13 protein-coding genes are annotated in these 19,284 nt (G+C 60.8%); 4 read left to right on the plus strand and 9 right to left on the minus strand.

Annotated elements, in window-relative coordinates:
- Positions 1-19 precede the first annotated feature (19 nt).
- Positions 20-2,338: a family 78 glycoside hydrolase catalytic domain gene (locus FPL22_RS14535; protein WP_144353711.1), complete on the plus strand. Its 2,319-nt coding sequence runs from the start codon at positions 20-22 to the stop codon at positions 2,336-2,338.
- A gap of 125 nt (positions 2,339-2,463) precedes the next feature.
- Here FPL22_RS14535 and FPL22_RS14540 read toward each other — a convergent pair whose 3' ends face one another.
- The gene (locus FPL22_RS14540; protein WP_162525321.1) at positions 2,464-4,782 is read right to left on the minus strand and encodes a beta strand repeat-containing protein; all 2,319 of its coding nucleotides are present in this window, start codon (positions 4,780-4,782) and stop codon (positions 2,464-2,466) included.
- A gap of 182 nt (positions 4,783-4,964) precedes the next feature.
- On the opposite strand from FPL22_RS14540, the gene FPL22_RS14545 reads away from it, so the two are divergent.
- A complete protein-coding gene (locus FPL22_RS14545) occupies positions 4,965-6,005 on the plus strand; it encodes a LacI family DNA-binding transcriptional regulator (protein ID WP_144353713.1) in 1,041 nt (346 codons plus the stop codon).
- A 75-nt stretch (positions 6,006-6,080) separates the two neighbouring features.
- Here the strand turns inward: FPL22_RS14545 and FPL22_RS14550 are convergent, their stop codons facing one another.
- The 3 genes from FPL22_RS14550 to FPL22_RS14560 form a co-directional block, all read right to left on the minus strand.
- Positions 6,081-6,764 (minus strand): type II secretion system protein, encoded by a 684-nt coding sequence (locus FPL22_RS14550; RefSeq protein ID WP_144353714.1) that lies wholly within the window; start codon positions 6,762-6,764, stop codon positions 6,081-6,083.
- Positions 6,765-6,862: 98 nt separating this feature from the next.
- Positions 6,863-8,218 carry an FAD-dependent oxidoreductase gene (locus FPL22_RS14555; protein ID WP_238991427.1) on the minus strand — a complete coding sequence of 452 codons (1,356 nt, stop codon included), beginning with the start codon at positions 8,216-8,218 and terminating at the stop codon, positions 6,863-6,865.
- A 15-nt stretch (positions 8,219-8,233) separates the two neighbouring features.
- A complete protein-coding gene (locus tag FPL22_RS14560) occupies positions 8,234-9,058 on the minus strand; it encodes a PEP-CTERM sorting domain-containing protein (RefSeq protein WP_144353715.1) in 825 nt (274 codons plus the stop codon).
- Positions 9,059-9,135: 77 nt separating this feature from the next.
- On the opposite strand from FPL22_RS14560, the gene FPL22_RS14565 reads away from it, so the two are divergent.
- Positions 9,136-10,017 carry a helix-turn-helix domain-containing protein gene (locus FPL22_RS14565; protein ID WP_144353716.1) on the plus strand — a complete coding sequence of 294 codons (882 nt, stop codon included), beginning with the start codon at positions 9,136-9,138 and terminating at the stop codon, positions 10,015-10,017.
- Between the two features lie 3 nt (positions 10,018-10,020).
- Here FPL22_RS14565 and FPL22_RS14570 read toward each other — a convergent pair whose 3' ends face one another.
- On the minus strand, positions 10,021-10,830 hold the full coding sequence (locus FPL22_RS14570; protein WP_144353717.1) for a PEP-CTERM sorting domain-containing protein: 810 nt from the start codon (positions 10,828-10,830) through the stop codon (positions 10,021-10,023).
- A 136-nt stretch (positions 10,831-10,966) separates the two neighbouring features.
- On the opposite strand from FPL22_RS14570, the gene FPL22_RS14575 reads away from it, so the two are divergent.
- Positions 10,967-12,004: a LacI family DNA-binding transcriptional regulator gene (locus tag FPL22_RS14575; RefSeq protein ID WP_144353718.1), complete on the plus strand. Its 1,038-nt coding sequence runs from the start codon at positions 10,967-10,969 to the stop codon at positions 12,002-12,004.
- Here the strand turns inward: FPL22_RS14575 and FPL22_RS14580 are convergent.
- From FPL22_RS14580 to FPL22_RS14595, 4 genes are all read right to left on the minus strand, one after another.
- A complete protein-coding gene (locus tag FPL22_RS14580) occupies positions 12,001-14,187 on the minus strand; it encodes a WD40/YVTN/BNR-like repeat-containing protein (protein WP_144353719.1) in 2,187 nt (728 codons plus the stop codon). The two genes, FPL22_RS14575 and FPL22_RS14580, sit on opposite strands and share 4 nt — an antisense overlap.
- A 25-nt stretch (positions 14,188-14,212) precedes the next feature.
- Positions 14,213-14,980: a GDSL-type esterase/lipase family protein gene (locus FPL22_RS14585; RefSeq protein ID WP_144353720.1), complete on the minus strand. Its 768-nt coding sequence runs from the start codon at positions 14,978-14,980 to the stop codon at positions 14,213-14,215.
- A gap of 144 nt (positions 14,981-15,124) precedes the next feature.
- The gene (locus FPL22_RS14590; protein ID WP_144353721.1) at positions 15,125-16,960 is read right to left on the minus strand and encodes a DUF5696 domain-containing protein; all 1,836 of its coding nucleotides are present in this window, start codon (positions 16,958-16,960) and stop codon (positions 15,125-15,127) included.
- A 3-nt stretch (positions 16,961-16,963) separates the two neighbouring features.
- On the minus strand, positions 16,964-19,147 hold the full coding sequence (locus FPL22_RS14595) for a WD40/YVTN/BNR-like repeat-containing protein (RefSeq protein ID WP_144353722.1): 2,184 nt from the start codon (positions 19,145-19,147) through the stop codon (positions 16,964-16,966).
- Positions 19,148-19,284: the final 137 nt, after the last annotated feature.

Here is a 19,284-nt window from a genome sequence, read left to right on the forward strand (position 1 = left end):
GCGCCCTTCACGTTTTTATATGTCCACGCCATTTGATGAAGCGCTCGCTGGAAACGCCCGCTGGATTTGGGCGGAGGGCGTCGCCGGTCCCAACAGCTACGTTGAGTTCTCGCGCGAACTCGACGTGGGCGGTGACATCACCGAGGCGTGGATTCAGTTGTCGGCGGAGACTTCGCTGCGGTTATGGGTAAACGGACGCCTCGTGCACTCCGGCCCACCGCGCGAAGTGCCGCCGTATTTTTATTTCGATACGATTGATCTGCGTGCTCATCTCATGAGCGGGCGCAACGAGGTGAGTATTGTCGCGCATCATCAAGGGCAGAACTCGCAGAGTTATCAGGCGGGAACGCCGGCGATTCTGGTGGCGGGGCGTTTCGCAGTGGCGGGAATGGCGGAGATTGATTTTTCAGAGACGGGTGGCTGGCGGACGCGACGGATGACGCGTTACCGGCAGGACGCGCACCGGCTCTTCGGCTGTCTCGGGTTTTCCGAGCGGGTGGATTTTGCGGCGGTTGATCTTCCGTGGGGCGAAGCGTGTGCGGTGGCGTTGCACCCGTGGACGGAGCGTCCGACTGCACTGGCGCGCGATCTGCCTGAGTGGCGCGAGACGGTGCGTGTGCCGGTGTCACAGGTGGCGCACGAAGGCGGCTGGTTGATTGACATGGGCCAGGAGGTGAGCGGCTACGTCGAAATACACGTGCATGCGGATCGGCCGCTGACGCTGGCGGTTTCTTATGCCGAGGCGCTGATCGCCGGACGTGTCGATGCGACCAAGGCGGGGATGAATTACAGTGACCGCCTGGAGCTGATCGCAGGCGAGGCGAAGTGGCGCAGTTACGAGAAGCGCGCGTTCCGCTTTCTGCAGCTCGACGCGCCGGTCGATGTGAAGGCGCTGCGCGTGATCGAGCACGTCTGGCCGTATGAACCGGTGTGGGCGAAGGCGGGTGACGGATCGGAACTGATACGGCGTATTCGTGAAGTTTCGGCGCGCACGATCGAGCTGAACACCGAGGACATGCTGACGGATTGTCCGTGGCGTGAACGCGCGCAGTATCTCGATTCGCAGTTTTACATGGGAGCGATGTTTCAGCTCTTCGGCACGCTGGAGCCGATCCGGCGGTTTCTGCACCAGTTCCCACGTGGCGCGGACGCGACCGGGTTGTTGCGCGCGTGTTATCCGTCGCCTGCGGCGATGATCGTCATCCCGGATTTCTCGATGTCGTATGCGGTGCTGCTGCTGCGTTATCTCGAACTCAGCGGAGATTTGGAAACGGTGCGGAAGAACCTGCCGCTCGCGGAGCGAGGCGTGCTGGCCTATCGCCAATACGAGGATGCGGCGGGTCTGCTCGTCGATGTGCCGGGCTGGATCTTTTTGGACAACACGTTCGAACTGCCGAAGTTCCCGCGAAGCGCGGGGCTCAATGCGGTGTATCACGGCGGCTATCGGGCGCTGGCCGCGTTGCTGCGGACGTGCGGAGACGAGAAACGTGCGGCGGAGTTTGATGCGATAGCGGTGCGTTTGCGCGCTGCGTTTCGCGAAGTATTTTTGCGAGATGGACGTTTGCTGGATGCGGACTCAACGCCGGAGCATGAGAAGCACCGGCAGTGGGTGTATCATCATGGTGGCGGGAAGGGCGGGAGTTTCCGTCTGCAGGTGGAGTTTAGAAAAAGCGAAGCGGCGCATCCGCTGCGGCTCGCGGTGCATGGCGGTGCGCGCGTGTGGATCGATGGCGTCGACGTGGCGTCGGTGAAAGAAGGCGGGTCGTGGACGCGGTCGGCGATTTATCAGCCGATTACGCTGCCGACGCCGGCGGACACGAGCTGGCATCGATTGGAACTGGAGGTGGAGTTCAGCGGCATCGATTGGGAATGCTATCTCTCGTCTTTGAGCGACGTGGAATGGCGTGATGCGCGCGTGAATGGACGGGCCGTGGAGTTGCGGGTGAATCCCTGGGCGTGGCTGACCCAGACCACAGTGGGTTACGCGGCTTATCACGGACTGCTGGAGGACGACGAGGCCAAGGAGTTGCTTAAAGCGTGTCTGCCGCAGCGCTACGTGTTGCCGTATCCAAAACGAACGACGCCGTTTTTTGCGCAGATCGGTGAAGCGGCGGCGGACGAGAAACGAATCCTGCCCTGCAACGTGCCTGCGAGCCTGTTCCATTTCTGCCATGCGCTGAAACGTTACGGCATGGAGCGCGAAGCGCGGGAGTTGTTGATGCCGATCTACGCAGGCATGCTCGAGCGCGGTGCGACGACGTGGTGGGAAGAATGGAACACGGGCTCCAGCCTCTGCCACGCGTGGGCGAGCTTCGTAGTCGAGTTTATCGACGAGTAAGAAGGGCCGCTTGCCACTAATCGGTCCGGAAGGGGCGGCGGGTGGCGAGAATCGATGATTTCTGAACGTAACGCTTAGCCGCACCGTGAAAAATCCGGATTCTCGTCCAGAGTTTTTTCAGCGTTTCAGCGGCGAACGGTGCGACGGCGCTTACAGAATGCTCCGGTCAGTGTGAGTGCGCCGAACAGAGCCGGGTAGTTCGAGGGCTCGGGGATGGCGGAAACCGTGAGTGAGCCGATACCCGTGAACACCGACGTGAGGAAGGCCGAGTTCAGTTGGGCGGCCGTGTAGGTGCCACCGGCGAGATAGGTCGCGGTGATGGAGTCGTAAACGTAACCTAGGGTTTCGATTCCGGAGAAATTGAGACTGATGCTGCTCGCGATCGATGTGCTGTCGAAGGTGAGCGTGGACAGGTCGCCAATCGACACATTGTTGCCCAAGGTGAGCTTGGCACCGCTGGCAACCGTGACATGGCCGGTGCCTAATTTGCCGGTGGCGTTCGTCGCCAGCGTGCCGAAGTTGGCGAAGGTATCACCCGAGTAGGTGTTAGCGGCACCGAAGGTCAGTGTGCCGGTGCCGATCTTGGTCAATGAGCCTTCGCCGCTGATGACGACGGTATTGACGGTTGAGGTATCGGATCCGTTGACGTTCCACGTGTGCGTGCCCGAGACGTTATTGGTATTGGTCAGAGTGAACACGGGGGCGGCTCCGGCATTCGATACGGTCTGATTGCTGCCGCTGATGTTACTGAGAGTGCCGTCGGCCCAGGTGAAGTTGGCGTTGCCGCCGGTCGATCCGGTGGCGCCGACCTGAAGCGAAGTGACGTTAAGGGTGCCGCCGTTCAGGTTGAAATTAGCCACGGTGTTGGCGATGCCGGAGACGTCTCGTTTGGAGATCTGCAGCGTGGCGATGGTGGCGGTGCCGCCGTTCAAGTTAAAGGTTCCTTGAACAAAACTGCTGTTTGAAGAGGTGCCTCCAGAGACATTGTGGGCGATGGTGACGGTCGTGGCATCAAGGGTGCCCGCTCCCATGGAAAAGGTGCCGGATACGGAAGGCATGGCCGAGTTGCGGGTATTCTCACCGATCTTCAGGGTGCTGATTTTGGCATCCAGAACGCCGGTTCCTCCGTTGAAGGTGCCGCTTGCCCCAGTGTAACCACTGTTGGTGCCCACGACCACGGCCGCACGATCACTGTCGGTGCCGCCGGTGCCGCGAATCTTCAAGGTGGGAGCGGTCAGGCCTGCTTGGAAATCCAAAGTGCCTGTGCCCGAGGTGCTGCCGATCAGGATGTTGTCGGCGTTGATCGTGTTGGTCTGGCCGAGATGGACGACGCCTTGGTGGTTGCTTCCGTTGTTGGGCGCGTTGGCGGCAATTCCCACGCTGGCCGCCGTGATGACGGTGGTTCCGGCCAGTGTCCACGTGCCGACGGAGTTGGTGGTTCCGATTGCGCCCACATTGATCGTGCCGCTGGCATTCGAGTAGTTGAAATTGCTCAATCCGGACATATCGACGGTCTGGTTGATGTTGCTGGTCGTGCTGCCGATTTGGAGCGCGGCGCCTGTCAGCGAAAGGGTGCCGCCGGTGCCGGTGATCGTGGAGGTGCTGGTTGCCGTGGACGAGAGGACCAGGTTGGACAGGCTCTGATTGTTGGCGCCCACATCCAGCGTGCCGCTGGAGCCGTTGAAGATCAGGGTGCCGGTGGTCGCCAGTCGGTTGTCGCCGCCGCCGAGGGCGAGCGTGCCTTGGTTGATGGTGGTCGAGCCGGTGTAGGTGTTGGCGGCGGTGAGGGTGGTCGTGCCGGCGCCTGTTTTGGTCAGGGCGATGGTGCCGCCGGAAGAGCCGTCGGCGATGATGCCGCCGACCGATACCGCGTTGGCGTTGTTGAAGGTCAGGGTCTGCGTGCCGCCGGTGAGCGCCGAGGTGATGCCGGCGGAAAGGGTGAGCGTTTTCGCGGAAGCGGCGTTGCTAATGGTGAGGTTGCCGTTGCCGCCGATCGCGAGGAGGCCGGAGATCGTGGCACCGTTGGCGGTCGAGATCTGGTTGAGCTGAGCATCGGAGGACCCGTTATCAAACGTCAGGGTATTTGCTCCCGTCGCCAGCATGTAACTGTTGGTCGCATCGGTATCACCGATGTTCAGGACGCCTAGGCTGCGTGCGCTATCCAGTGTGACGACGCGATCTCCGGTGAGATTAAACGTGAGGTTGGCGGTGAACGTCGTGCCATCGGCGATGCCGGGCGTCCAGTTGGCTCCATTGCTCCAATTGCCATCCGCATCCACGTTCCAGGTGCCGGAGGCGGCATGCGCCGCCGAACAGGTTACGAGCCCGAGCATAAGGGTCAGAAATGTAGACAGCGAAATCGCGGTGATTGGGCGTCGTGCGGTCTTCGATTTGGAATCGGTTGCTTGGATGGCTAGCAACGCACGCGGGCGGTGAGTATTCATGATCATTCTGGGAAGGGGCTGCGGGGTGAGTGGATGCAGCATTGGGGCGTGGCGGTATGCGGGCAATTTAGCCCTCTCTTTACTGTAAAGAGAGGTTGCGCCGCCTTTGCCTGAGGCTAGTTTGGGTTTCAGGGCATTCCGCTCTTCATTCCGGTGCATGCCGCTTCCGAGTCTTCCGTCCGATGAAACGTATATCCATGCAGGATGTTGCGACTGCGGCCGGTGTTTCGCGCATGGCTGTTTCCTATGCCTTGCGCGGCGATCCGCAGATTGCGGCTGAAACCCGTCAAAAGATCGTAGCTGTGGCGGAGCGTATGGGCTACCGGCCCGACCCACTCATTCAGCGACTTTCGGCGCACCTAGCTGATGCCCGTCGCTCCCCTTATGTAGGGTGTATTGGATACATCACCAATGAACCAACGAAAGATTCCTGGAGGCGCATGCATCCCTATCTGACCAGCTTCAACGCCGGGGTTAAACGCGCTCAACAGTTGGGCTATCGAATGGAGGAGTTCTGGCTGGGGGAACCGGGTATGACGGGTGCGAAACTAAGCCGCATTCTCGTTCATCGTGGTATCCCTGGCATCATCATTGCGCCGATCCCCGACGGAACCAAACCGCCCAGCCTGCAATGGGCGAAATTCGCCAGCGCGGCCTTGGGTTATTCCATGCTTAAGCCTCCGCTTCACCGGTCGGTGAATCACCAGCTCAACACCGCGATGGAGGCGGTTCGTCAGCTGGTTCGGCTCGGATATCAACGGATCGGATTATGCGTGGACCGCGGACAGAATCAGCGCGTCAACCACGCCTGGGAGCATGCCCTGCTTTTCCATCATTCACGCATTCCGCGTTCGCGCAGGATAACGCCCCATATGCCGCAGGAGCTTGATTGCGCTGATATGCTGCGATGGGTAAAGGTGGAAGGGCCGGACTGCCTGCTGATTCATAATCCCGCGATCCGGGATTATTTGCAGGGTGCGGGATATCGGGTGCCCGACGACATCGGTATCGCGATGCTGGATCGTGACTCGTATTCCTATTCCGAATTCGCGGGCATGAACCAGCAGCACGACGAGATCGGTGCGGCGTGCGTTGATATCGTCGTCGCCCAGATACATCGCAATGAGCGCGGCCTTCCGGCAACGCCGCGCACCGTGATGATCGACGGCATCTGGGAACCGAGCGAGACGGTGCGAGACTTACGCCCGGTCGACAAAAGTTAACGGGCGTGCAGGCAGTATCAGTTCGCCACACGCACGGTGCCTCGTCGGGCTGCGTCGAACGACGACGTGTAATGCTCAGTTGGCGACACGCTGTGTGTCGTGGGACGAGAGGTAGGACGCCGTGTCACGCGTGAAATCCGCGCGGAAAAGTTGAGCGACATCTTGCGAGCTCACGTGCCCGTCCAGGTAGAGGACGTTGTTGTTTTTGCCGTGGGGTTTGACGGTCGTGGCGATCAGGTGGGTGCCGAGTGTGCTGAAATCCATCCAGCGTTTGCCGGCGGCAAGTTCCGTGGCCCATATCATTCTAGAGGGTTTGGAGATGGTCGTCATGGGTAGTTGCGAAGGATAAATATTAAATCCATACGTTCCCCACTTCATGCCGTTGCCCGCGTCGTCGAGGTTCGAGCACATATAGGCGGCCATGTCGTTGGAATTGAATCCCCACTTTTGGGTCGAGTGGTTTGGCGGCATCACATAACGGATAAGACAGGAGTAGGCATCGGTCGACATATCGACATTATCGATCTTCGTTGTGCCGTGGACACTGGAGGGAAGACGGCCGTTATTGTCTGCGACAAAGAGTCCGGTGGCGTTGCCCCACGAGCGGAGGTTGGCCACGCATTGGGTGGCGCGGGCTTTCTCACGCATGGAGCCCAGCACAGGAATCAGGATCGCGGCGAGAACGCCGATAATCGCGATGACGGTGAGCAGTTCGACCAAGGTGAACGCGCGGCGGGATGAAAAACGATAGGTAGCCATAGGGTAATGGGGTTGCTGACAACCTAAGTTCTGCACGGACCGAGCCCGGTGAAAAGACCGGCGGTCGAGCACCGGGACTTTCTCAAGAGATTGTTCGATCAAACCTGCACGGCTTCCGGCAGGTAGGCGCCGACCTCGCGCAGGCGGGAGCGCAGGACGTCGGTATCGATGGCGTGGACGTCGGGAACCTCGTCACGGCTGGCTAGGGCAGCGGCTAGGCCGGCGGCTTCGCCCATCGACAAACACACGGGCATCACGCGGATGCTGCCGTGCACGGCGCGTTCGACGGAGATGTTGCGGCCGGCGACGAGGACGTTGCGCAGGCCTTTCGGTGTGAGGCAGCGGTAGGGGATGCCGTGGGATTCACCGGCCTTGTAGTGCTCGAAGCGATGCTCGGTGACTTTTTTTTTGATGCGCATCTCCTCGGCGGTGGCGTGGAGGTCGATGAAGTAGGCGTTGCGGCAGATCTCGTCGTCGAAGTCACGGCGGGTGAGCCAGTCGTCGAGTGTGAGCATGTAGTCGCCGACAATACGGCGGGTTTCGCGGATGCCGACCTGGGTGCCCGTGGAAACGAGGAAGGAGTTGCCGAACGCGGCGGGTGCGAACTCGGCGAGCGCGCGTTGGTAGGCGTCGGCCATCTTGCGGCCTTCGCGGGCGGCGCGGGAGACGCTGACGGGGTCGGTGTTGTCCACATAGAACATGTGGCCGGCGTTGAAGCCCTGCGTGCCGGGACCGATTTTGTTGTGACACAGGTGGGTGTCGGGGATTTCTGGATACCGGCCGGAGGCGAGGATGGCGTGGATCGGGCTGAGCGGGTCGCCGCCGTAGAGACGGCCCGGGATCGCGGCGAGGGCGGCCTCGTCGACGTTGGCCAGCACGAAGCAGAGCGTGCCGGGCTGGAGGTTGCCGTTTTCGTCACCTTTTTGGAATTCGGCACCGGCCCAGGCGGAGAGGTCTCCGTCGCCGGTGCAGTCGACGTAAACGCGGGCCTTGAGGGCGCGGAGCCCGTGTTTGCCGGCGATGACGAGGGATGTGACATCACCGGACTCGTCGCGATTCACGGCGGCGAGGACGATTTGAAACAGCACCTCGACGCCGTGTTCGGCAAGGAGGTCGTCGTAAACGCGTTTGAGCTGCTCGGGGTTGATGGCGACCCAGTCGATCTGATCGGCGGGAACGTGCGGCGTGCCGCGTTTGGAGGCGTTGAGGATGGTTTCGGCGAGTCCGCGATAGATGAGCTGCTTGCGGTCGGAGAACGGGCACCACGCCGGCACGAGCGCGGTGGTGCCGCTGCCGCCGAGCGACTGGGTTTGCTCGAGCAGCAACGTGCGAGCACCGGCGCGGGCAGCAGCCGCGGCAGCGGTGCAACCGGCGGGACCGCCGCCTACGACGATGACATCCCAGCTGGCATCGACTTCAAGGGAACGGGAGAACGGCAGCGTAGAAGCGGACACGGGGGGGAAGACAGATTAGCGTTGGGTGCGGTTGCGGCGGAGCAGAGCGACGAAGAGTGCGCCGCCGGAAGCGAGGAGCGCGTAGGAGCTCGGCTCGGGGATGGCGGAGATGGAAAAACTGTCAATTTGTAGATTGTGTGACGCGCTAGACCCCGCTCGAATACCCACCTCGCCGAGACCAATTATGGCGGAGGTGGTGTCGGTCAGTGTGATCGTATTGCCGAGCTGGGTGCCGGTGGTGGTCCATATAGATGCCTCGAATCGCACGTTTGTGCCGACATCGGTGACCGTGAGCCTGGCGATGTAAAAGCTGTTCGTCGCAAACGAACCCGAAGTCCGCGTGATTGTTTGATCGCTCCCAATCTGGGTGCCAAGGGATAAGGGGGACGCAGGTTCATATAATCTGAAATCGGCGGTGGTGGCGCTGGTGAGGCGGAAAAGGGCTGCGTAGCCCACGCCGCCATTGATTTTGGTGAAAAAGCCGATGCCGGTGCTGGCAGCTGCCAGCTGGCTCGAGCTGAACGTGGCTTCGATGGTGAAATCACCGAATGTATCGATCGGCGTGCCGCCGGTGGTGCCCCCGGCGCCGGCGGTGAGAGCACCGGTGGAGTGAGTGTTGTAAATCGCGCTGGTAGCCGTGCCGTTTGACTTGTAAAGGTAACCATTGGCTACGCTGGCGGTGAGATCTCCGCCGTTCGCTACTTCGTAGAAGTTATTGTCGTAGTCGGCAGCTGTATTGAACGTGAGCGTGACGGCGGACACGGTGTGGGCCAGCAGGACTGCGGCGGACAGGCCGGCGAATTGTTTCCAGGCGCCAGCGAGATGGGTCGGGTTTTTCATGGGGAAATGAGCTCGTGCAAGAGGGTCATCCGCAAATTAACTCGATTTCGCTCTATCATGATTGGTATCAAAATATCATGATCGCATCACCGCCGCTACGGCTCTCGTTGCACGAATGGGCCAGTCTGCAGACTGAGCTCATCTGGGTTTATGACGGTGTTGTGGACCCGGAATACCGCCATCTGCGCACGGCGGATGGGCGTGCCGGTTACTGGGCGCGTTATGTGCGGTCGGGACAGGTTCGGCTGAGTAGCCCGGCCGGTGTGCTCGAAGCGGGGCCGGGTCAGTGGCTCACGGGGGCGCGCGAAAAAGGGGCGATCGATGTCACGGATGACGCGCGTATTCTCTCGATACACTTTCTTTGCCAGTGGCCGACCGGGGATGACTTTTTTGGAAAGTTCGGCGTGCGGATGATTTCCGATGAGGTGTGTTCGGCGCTGAGAAAACAAGCGGAGCAGTTGCAGCGCAGTGTGCGGAAGAGTCATCCGACGGCGAAGGTGGGCTACTCGCACGAACAGGCGGCGTATCCGGATTTTTTGCGGCAGCAGGCGTTGTTTGTGAATTGGCTGGCGACGTGGTGCGAAACGCTCGCGGCACAGGGTTGCCGGCCGACGTATGGCGGCAGCGGTGACGAGCGGCTGACACGCGTGGTGCGACGGCTCAACGAGTCCCCAATGGCCGCGGGTTTCCCCAAGGAGTTGTTACGCGCGGAGGCGCAACTGAGTCCGGGACAGTTGGACCTGAAGTTTGTGCAGGCCTTTGGGTTGAGTCCGTGGCGTTATTGGGAGCGCCGACGGTTGGAACATGCAAAGCGTCGTCTGGCGCAGGCGGAGATTCCTGTGAAGCAGGTCGCCTATGAATTGGGCTTCAAGAGCGACGCCCATTTCGTGGCATGGTTCCGAAGACTGGCCGGAGATGCACCGGGGCGGTTTCGGGCGAAGCCGATGGGCGACCGGTAAGGCTCAGTGCGAGCTGCGCGAGCGCTTAAAAGCAACGAGTCCGAGGGCGGCGAGTCCGACGAGGGCGGCGTAGGTGGAGGGTTCGGGGATGGTGCCTTGGGTGACGAGCACGTTGTCGACGGCGAACGGTATCGCGGTGCCGCCTTCACCGAGGATGATCCGGTTGAAAGTGAAATCGCTTATGCTGTTGGACGTGACCGACGTGTAGGTGGTCCCGTCAAGGGTTGCAATGAAGGAGAGCGACGATGCACCACTGCGGGTGATCGTCATGGAAAACGTGTGGTATGCGGTATTGGTGATCGACTGGGCGACGCCGGGTGTCGGTGAGGTGGTATAGGTAGCACCACCTCCTGATATGGAGTCGGGACTACTAAACTCTTTAAATCCGCCGGGTGCGGTTCCGCCCGTGCCGATGTGAAAGAGATACGTCTTGGTTGCGGTGCTGAAGCCGAAGCGAAACCCGGCGTCTGCTGCCCCCGGATTGGAGGTTGCGCGCAAGTCCAGGGAAAGAGTGATCGAGTCGTTGGCACCTCCATTGGTCAGAGCCGTAGCGCCGGTATCAGCCTTGACGGCAAAGAAAGTAGTAGCGCTTTGGGTCAGTGCGTTGGACGTGACAGATAGAGTGCCGGCAGTGGTTGTCCATGCGGTGTCCAAAGGATCGGCACCGTTGGTGAGGCCGCCGTCGTTGAACTGATCGTCGACGAGGATGGTGGCGGCATGCGCGGAACTGACGGCGGAGACGGCCAGCAATCCGGCCAAAAGGCAGGCGCCTATCGAGTAACCTTTGGGGAGAGCAGATTGAACGGGGTTCATGACCAAAAATACTGGAAATTTTTAAGTCGTCGGCAACGGGGCGACTTGTTTACTGTAAACAATCGAATTTTGCGCGCTGTGATATGGAGTTGCGCGTGTCGTCATCCCATTTTCCCAAGCCTCGATTTAGGATTTTATGAAACGTATTTCCATGCAGGACATCGCGGATGCGGCAGGCGTGTCGCGGATGGCGGTTTCATATGCATTGAGGAATAACCCCAAGGTGCCGGCGACGACCCGCGAGCACATCAAGAAGATCGCTGAAAGTCTGGGTTACCGGCCCGACCCGCTCATCCAGCGATTGTCGGTGCATCTGGCGAATGCGCGCAGGTCGCCCCATGCGGGCTGTATCGGTTATATCACTACGGATCACACCAAGTCGGCTTGGCAGGGGATTCCTGCGTATCGGACTGCGTTCAACGCCGTGGTGGAGCGGGCGGAACAGCTGGGTTATCGGACTGAGGAATTCTGGCTGGGTGAACTGGGCATGACTGCGGCGAAACTGAGCCGTATTCTCACGCACCGCGGCGTGGCTGGAATCGTCATGGCACCCGTGCCGGGAGGGATGAAACCGCCGCGTTTGAAGTGGGCGGATTTTGCGAGTGTGGCGTTGGGATATTCCATGCGTGCACCGGCGGTGCACCGCGTCGTCAATCATCAGCTGCATACCGGACTCGAGGCGATCCGGCAACTGCAGTCCCTCGGGTATCACCGGATCGGACTTTGCGTGAGCCGCGACCAAAATGACCGCGTGGATAACGCCTGGTTACACACGATGCTTTTTCATCATTCGTGTGTCGCGAGTTTACGACGGGTGGCTCCATACATGCCTGATGAGCTGACACGTGAGGGGATTCTCCGTTGGGTGGCGGACGAGAGTCCTGATTGTTTGCTGGTTCAGGATCAGTTCGTCCGAGTTTATCTGACGGAGGCCGGTTACCGCGTGCCAGTGGATTTGGGCGTCGTCATGCTGGACCACAACGCAGCGAACGAGCCCGATTTCGCGGGCATGAAACAGCGGCACGACAAGATTGGCGCCGCTTGCGTCGATCTCTTGGTGGCCCAGATTCACCGCAATGAAAAAGGCCTGCCCGCGGCACCGCTCACCGTGATGATAGACGGCGAGTGGGTGTCGGGGGCGACGGTGAAGATGCGCGGGTCGAAGACGGTTTAGTTGCCGCGTCCCGAGGAATCGATATCACCGACCATGGCGCCGTTGCCGGTGGTGCCGAAGTAAACGCGTCCGAAGACACGGCGGTCAGCAGTCATACAGAACGGAGACTTGCCGATGGCGGGAACACCGAGATCGGTCCACGTCGCGCCGTTGTCGATTGAACGGAAGAGGCTCTTCTCGACCTCGCCCATTTTGCCGAGGATGTAAACGGCGGGAACTCCGGGATTGGTCGGCGAGGCTTTGCCCACCGCCATGAACTCCGCGCTGTCGATGCCGGCGATTTTGGTGAACGTCGCGCCGGAATCGATGGAGTGGAATAGACCTTGTTTCGCCATGCCGATCCAGACGTCGCCCTCCTTGCCGGGGGTGGTTTCGATGGTGAGCGGGTCGGTGGGGTAGGAGTTGGGAAGGCTGGCGGCTTGGACGAACGTCGCGCCGCCGTCGCTGCTTACATGCACGCGACCGTAATGGTAAACGTAGAATTTTTTTCCGTTCACCTTGTCGGCGGCCAACGGGAAGCGGGGGCCGGTGGAGAAGACGTTGTTGCCACCGATGAGAATGCCCTTCGGCAACGTGGTGATGGCCGTCCAAGTGTTGCCGCGATCCGTGGAACGGTAGGAGCCGTTTTGCTGGGTGACCCAGACCATGGTCTCGCTGGTGGCGGAGACGGCGATGCGGCCGCCGGCGGCGTCGGACGGGCTCTTCCACTGAGTGTAGGTGGTGCCGCCGTCGGTGGAGTAGCCGCAGTAGGCGGCGCCGTCCCAAGAGATGCGACCGACGCGGGCGATGAAGTTGGGGTTGGTTTCCTGAACGGCCACACCGGTCATGTTGCCGCTGCCGCTGATGGTCTTGGTGAAGATGTGGGGGAAGAACTTCATCATGCCTACGACGGGCGACTCGGTGATCGATTTGTGGTCCCAGCCGCCGATGTCGGCGACCGAGGAGTGGAGAACGTTGGTGCCCGAGCCGGGGGAAAGCAGGTTGCCGATGTAAACGGTTTCCTCATGGCCTGTGGATTGCGACTTCCAGGTGACCGAAGGCGAGGCCCACACGTCATCGGTTTTGTAGGCGAAGAAAAAATCGGTGAACCAGACGGTGGCTGGCTTGAAGGGATCCCAGCAGAACGTGCTCGTGGCCTGGCCGATGGAGGAGGCATACCACGGGGATTCGGACTTGTCGTGGGACTTGTTCATCATGGCCCAAGTTACACCGCCGTCCTTGCTGCGGTAGTGGTTGAATTGATACGGGGAAAACGAGCAGCTGCTGACGACGACCTGGTCTTTGTTCTGCGGGTTGACGGCGACGGCTGAGTAAGTGCCGGGCGTGGGCGGGCTGATGGTGGTCCAGGCGTTGTTGCTCCATTTGAACACGCCACCGTTGGGCTTGCCGGTCCAAGGGTTGCCGGCCGTCACATAGAGGACGCCGCTGGAGTGGAGGCTGACGCGGGTGGCGGTGACCGGGCTGCCGGGCATGAGGGTGAACGTCGCGCCGCCGTCGGTGCTGAGCTGCACGCCTTGCGAGGTGCCGATGTAGATCGTGCGGGTGACGCCGTTGACCATGCCGCCACTGGGATCGAAGAGGACGAAGTTACCGCAGAGGTCATTCACTTTTTCCCACGAGCCGGGCGCGCCGCCGCGGGTGGTCTTAAACGTGCCGTTGGTCTCGGTGACCTGCGCATCCTTGGCACCGCGCGTGGTGACATAAACGACGGAGCTGTTGTTCGGATCCACGGCGATGCGCTGGCCGGCGCCCTGCTCCTTGTTGGGATTCACATCGAGGCGGATCTGGCAGTCGCCCCATGTGTTGCCGCGATCAACGGATTTGAGAACCGTGCCGTCCACGGACCACGCGCCGCCGGTGGTGAGGTAGAGTGTGTTGCCGGTGGCGTCACTGGGATCGAACGCCAGACGGGCGGCGGCGCTACGGTTTTCCCAACCCTTGGGACCGTTTTTGTAGAGCAGGCCTTCCCAGCGTTGTTCGGTCGCGTTCCAGCGGTAAGGCGTGCCGACGTCGGTGGTGATGAAGTAGAGGTTCTTCACCTTGGGATGCGCCTGGATGGTGGTGGTTGCACCGCCGCCGCCGACGCGAACCGGTTTCCACGTGTAGGATTGGGCGTGGGTGCAGCCGGTGAAGGCGGCGATCGCAAGGGCTCCGGCAAGCAGGGTTTTGGTGAACGATTTCATGGTATCAAAAGGGTGGGGTCAGGGCTCAGGGTTTCAGCAAGGCGGTCACGGCGGGCTGGATGGCGTCGGCCAGAATCGTGTAGCCCTCGGTGGAAAGATGAACTTGGTCGGACTTGAAGAGAGCCGGCGTGATGGTGCCTCCCGCGTTTAGGAATTTGGCGGAGGCGTCGATGAACTGGATTTTGCTTTTGGAGGCGTAGGCGGACAGCTCCTTGTTGAGCGCGGCGGTGCGATTGGTGAAAAACGCGTTCTGGCGCGGGAGCACGCCGAGCAGCAGAACTTTGGCGGCCGGGGCCTTGGCGTGAATAAGGCCGACGATCTTCGCGACGCCTTCGGTGATCTCGGCATCGGTGCCGGAGTTGTGGTCGCTGTAGATGTTGTTCGTGCCGATCATGAGCACGACGAGCTTGGGGTTGAGGTTGTCGATCTCTCCGTTTTCGAGACGCCAGATGACCTGCCTCGTGCTGTTACCGCCGATACCGTAGTTGGCGGCTTTCAGCGGGGCGAAGCGGGCGTCCCAAACGGTTTTGCCTTCTTTGTCCCAGAGCGCGGTGAGTGAGTCGCCGAGAAACAGGATGTCCACGCCGCCCTGTGCGGTGCGGGCGAGGAGTTTTTGGTGAAGGCCGGCCCAACCGGATGCCCAGCCTTTGTAGAAACCCCAGCCGGCTTCGGACGGTTTTGCTTTGGGCGGAAAATCGTCGGTGGGTTGGGCCAGCGCGCGGCCGGTGAGTGCGGCGAGCACGAGGCCGGTGAACGCAAGACGGCAAAAACGAAAGAAGGCGGGTGACTTCATGGGGCAAAGCGGTGGCTACGGGGCAGGGAAGTCTTGATGTATCCAAAAAATACCCGCGCAAAGCCCTCCTCGAATCAGAGGATGGAGATTTTCTTGGAAATTCGTTTGAACAAACCGAATTGCCTTGGGCGAAAGCAGGTGGATTTACGTTGGGGGCTCTCGCACTATATAACCCAGCGCCGGAATTCGCGTGCCCCCGGCATCGAAGTCGGCCGCGGACAGGTTGACGAACAAGGTCAGTCCGTTCGCGAAGGAAGCTGACTCGACGTTGTCAGATAAAATGTGGTGCGAGGTCATTTCACTGGTGCCGATGCGTTCGTGCCAGTGATCAACGATGAAGGATTCCTGAAATGCGGAGCGGCTCAGATCCCACTCGGCTTGAGAGGCGAAATACCAGCGAACCTGATAGCCCCGGAGCATCTGGAGCAGCCATTGGCGGCGAAGATTCTCGGGCGAGGTTTTGGTCGAATCGGAAACCGCGTAGGAGATCACGGCATCGTGATATACCAGCGGCCACAGGGGAATGGTTTCACCGGGGATGTGTTCCTGGTCGAAGGGCAGCAGGAAGTCGGTGAACGGCACGCCGAAGTCAGAGCCACCTTCGCTGCCGAGAACCACGCCCTGTTGTTTGTAGAAATCAAGGAGCGCGATCTTGCCCTCTTCATCCTGCGTGCGCGTCTGGGTGTGGCCCGGTTCGTAGGATTCGTAGAATTGCACGGCGGTCGTGGTGTCACAGTAAACGGCGCGCAACGGGAGCGTGCGAAGCTGTTCCCAGTTGCGGCGCAGGTAAGCGAGACTGGCCCGCGAGTTGAGAATGTAGGCCTGCCCGCCGGCCCAGTAGCCGCCAGGCATGGGTGCGCCTGATGACGTGCGCACGACGCCTTGGGGCCAACTCGGGGATTGGGCGTAGATGTCCTGGTAGTTGTCGTGAACACCAATGGTAAGCGGATCGGGTTGCGCAAGGAGCGTTTTGAACTCGTCGGGTGTGCCGAGTGCGGATTCGGGCGGCCAGATGTCGGGGTGCGACTCGTCGTAGCCGCCGCGAATCCAGCCGCAGAGTGTGATGAGACTGCGTTGCAGGCCGGCGGTTTTCATCTGTCTGACCAGCTTGAGCACGTCGGCATGAGTGAGGTGAACCTTGAGCGAGGAAGTTTGATCACCTTCGGCCGCGGGCAGCATGCGGTCCGCGCGGCGCTCCGGATGAAGCGTGCGTGCCTGCCAGAAAAATACGGCGCGACTGCCGATCAAGTTTTTGAGCGCGGGGGTCGTCTTAAATTTTTCGGCGAGCGAACGGAAAAAGCCTTTGGTCTTCGCGTAGACGCGGAACGTTTTGGCGAGCTCGACGTAGTTGCCGCGAATGAAGCGAAAGCGCACGGCGCGTCGTCCCTGCCAGCGGCCGAGTGATTTCAGCCAGCCGGTCGTGGCGGTCATGGTGGCCGCCATCACGCCCGCGTCCTGATAGCCCTCGTCCACGATGCTGATCCAACCGTGTTCGCCGCGCAGCCCGCCGAACCAGCGCATGGTGAGATGCGCGGGAAACACCCAGAAATGGCGGCCGGTGAGCGGTTTTTTTATCCAACGACCTACGCCTTGCGGAACGACGAGGCTTTCGGTTTGTAGTGGTGGAGGAAATACGAGGCTTGGCAGCGATTCGTCGACATGGATGATGCGGATCTCGAACCAAGGACCGTCGAGACGGAACTCGCAGTCGAAGGTGCCCACCGGTTGGCCCTCGCGACCGAGCAACGTGAAGCGGATGGTATTGTCGCTTTCCAGAGTTCCTTGAAAGCGTCCAGGGAATTGTTCGCAGAGAGAACGGTCGGTGCGAAGCCACACATGACCGACCTCGATGGCACCGTCTTCCTGAAAGGCGACGGAACCCATGTGCCATGAAGTGCCGTTGGTTTTGTCGCGGATGTCGGCCGAGGCATCAGCGTTGACGGTGACGGAGAGGAATTCGTTTTCGGCGAACCAGAGCATGGATCAGCGCGGGGATTTTTTTCCGTAGTAGATGCCGGTGCTGGATTCGAGGAACACGGTTCCGTGGGTGCGGCGGTCGCCAGTCATATAAACCCATCCATTCGGATAGGGACGACGGATGTCGATCTTGATCCAGCTGGCGCCGCGGTTGTCGGAGCGGAAGATGTGCTCCGCTTTGTCGTTATCGACTTTGCCGGCAAGATAGAGCGACGGGGTGGTGGCGTTCGGGCCTTTGCCGATGGCGACGATGCCGGCGGACTGGATGTTGGACAGGCGCTTCCACGTGGAGCCGCCGTCGGTCGAGTGCCAGAGGCCGATGCCTTTGAATGAGAGCCACAGTTCTCCTTCTTTAGTAAAGTCGGCGACGAGGTTGGCGTTGATGTTTTTAGGGAGGTTCGTGGCGACCTCGGTGAACGTGGCTCCGCTGTCGGTGCTGCGATAAAACGAGCCGGCTTTGTGATGATAGAAGTAAAAGGTTTTTCCGTTCACGCGATCCGAACAAAGCGGACTCATGAAGTAAAAAATACTGAAGCCAAGGTGAGCGGGCGCGTCGTCGGGCAGGCCGGCGCTGAGCGTCCACGTGGCCCCCAGATCGTGGGAATAGTATATCTTGTGCTCCGAATAACCGGTGGCCCAGACGAGATTGCGGCTGGTGGCGGAGACGGCGATGCGGCCGCCTTGGTTTTTGGGCAGTCGCTCGACGTTGGGGAAGGTGACGAACGTTGCACCGCCGTCGGTGGTGTAGCCGCCGCTACCCGGGCCGTTCCATCCGGTCGGGCCGACGAAGGCGGCGAAGTTGGGATCGCTCTCTTGGAAATCGGCGCCGTCGATCTGGATGTGAGTTTCGTAGCGCTTGAGCGGAAGCTGCGTCGGCCAGTCGGTGAGAGAGGTGTGGCGGAAACCATAGACATCGGCCGCGCCGCTGTAGAGCAGCGTGGGGCCGGAGGGCGGAGTGATGAGCGCGGCGGTGCCGACGGTTTCCTCGTGGCCGGAGGTGTAGCTCTCCCAGTGCACGACCTTGGCGTAAATGTTGTCGGTCTTCCACGTCATGAAAGCGTCGCTTTCCCAGACCACGCCCTGGCGAAACGGATCGAAGCGCAGGTGTTTTCCGCCCCAGCCGAATTGAGATTGGTTGGATGCGTTATACCAATCGGGAGTGGCGTGGGTGGATTGATTGACGCCGTGTTTGGCGATGTAGGCCCACGTCTCGCCGCCGTCGGTCGAGTAGCACGGGCGGTAGTTTTCCATCGCGAGGATGTTTCGCTTGTTGAACGGATCGACCTGGACCGTGGTGAAGCCGCGCGGGCCGTTGGCGAGTTCGGCCGGAGTAATGGTGCTCCACGTGCCGGCAGTGCCGCCGGTGTATTTGGTGAGTCCTCCGAGACGGCTCGCGCAGTAGAGCACGCCGTCGGGATCGACGTCGGCGTTGGAAACGTTGGCGGGAGCGCCGGGCATCTCGGCCCACGTTTCGCCGCCATCCTCGGTTTTGTAGAGCGGCGAGCCGAGCGGAGAAAGGTAGGCGCGTTTGGTGCGCTTGGGATTTCCGACGATGCCGGAGGAGCGATCAAGGATCACGAGCACGGTGCCGGCGGCGCCCTGGCCTTTGCCTAGTTTGGATTGGTCGCCCTGGGGGGCGCCGGGGAGCTTGGTCCAGTTGACGCCGCCATCGGTGCTGCGCCAGAGACCGTTGCGGGCGGCGAAGTAAACGACCTGACCGTTGGCGGGATCGACGGCGAGACGGTTGTTCCAGCCCTGGGCGCCGTTGCTGCAGTTAAAGAAAGAGGTTTCGGATGCGGTCCAGGTCTCGCCGCGATCCACGGATTTCATGATCTTGCCGGTGAGTTTCCCGTCGGAGCTGCCCACGCCGGCGTAAACAATATTTCCGGTGGTATCGGACGGATCGACGGCGAGGGCATCGATGCCCTGCTGGGCACCGTGGTAATTCATGGTGGGAATCCAGCGCTTGTTTTTTTCATCCCATCGATCCACGCCGCCGACATCGGCGCCGAGGTAGATGACGTCCTTCACCTTTGGGTGAATGACGAGATTGGTGATGTTGCCGGTTCCTCCGATGGGGACTTGTCCCCACGCGTAGGATTCGGTCGTGTAAGCGTGGGCGGACTGGATCGAGACGCCGGCGAGCGGAATGCAGACGGAGAGAAGGGGCGGGATGAAACGATGAAGCATATTCGACGTGGGGCGGCTGTTGGTGGGCAGGACGGAGGATTTTTGACGAAGTAATAGCTTGGTCCGCTCTGGTTGAGGCCAACAGGGCGGACCGGAGGCTCGCGATTTCTCTCATCAAATTGACGAAGCAAATTTGA

Origin of the sequence: Rariglobus hedericola (assembly GCF_007559335.1) — a bacterium.
GTDB classification, from domain to species: Bacteria; Verrucomicrobiota; Verrucomicrobiia; order Opitutales; family Opitutaceae; genus Rariglobus; species Rariglobus hedericola.

Excerpts from the sequence above, each read along its gene's own strand:
- FPL22_RS14535 (WP_144353711.1), top strand. The coding sequence starts at position 20 with ATGTCCACGCCATTTGATGAAGCGCTCGCTGGAAACGCCCGCTGGATT.
- FPL22_RS14540 (WP_162525321.1), bottom strand. The coding sequence starts at position 4,782 with ATGAATACTCACCGCCCGCGTGCGTTGCTAGCCATCCAAGCAACCGAT.
- FPL22_RS14545 (WP_144353713.1), top strand. The coding sequence starts at position 4,965 with ATGAAACGTATATCCATGCAGGATGTTGCGACTGCGGCCGGTGTTTCG.
- FPL22_RS14550 (WP_144353714.1), bottom strand. The coding sequence starts at position 6,764 with ATGGCTACCTATCGTTTTTCATCCCGCCGCGCGTTCACCTTGGTCGAA.
- FPL22_RS14560 (WP_144353715.1), bottom strand. The coding sequence starts at position 9,058 with ATGAAAAACCCGACCCATCTCGCTGGCGCCTGGAAACAATTCGCCGGC.
- FPL22_RS14565 (WP_144353716.1), top strand. The coding sequence starts at position 9,136 with ATGATCGCATCACCGCCGCTACGGCTCTCGTTGCACGAATGGGCCAGT.
- FPL22_RS14570 (WP_144353717.1), bottom strand. The coding sequence starts at position 10,830 with ATGAACCCCGTTCAATCTGCTCTCCCCAAAGGTTACTCGATAGGCGCC.
- FPL22_RS14575 (WP_144353718.1), top strand. The coding sequence starts at position 10,967 with ATGAAACGTATTTCCATGCAGGACATCGCGGATGCGGCAGGCGTGTCG.
- FPL22_RS14580 (WP_144353719.1), bottom strand. The coding sequence starts at position 14,187 with ATGAAATCGTTCACCAAAACCCTGCTTGCCGGAGCCCTTGCGATCGCC.
- FPL22_RS14585 (WP_144353720.1), bottom strand. The coding sequence starts at position 14,980 with ATGAAGTCACCCGCCTTCTTTCGTTTTTGCCGTCTTGCGTTCACCGGC.
- FPL22_RS14590 (WP_144353721.1), bottom strand. The coding sequence starts at position 16,960 with ATGCTCTGGTTCGCCGAAAACGAATTCCTCTCCGTCACCGTCAACGCT.
- FPL22_RS14595 (WP_144353722.1), bottom strand. The coding sequence starts at position 19,147 with ATGCTTCATCGTTTCATCCCGCCCCTTCTCTCCGTCTGCATTCCGCTC.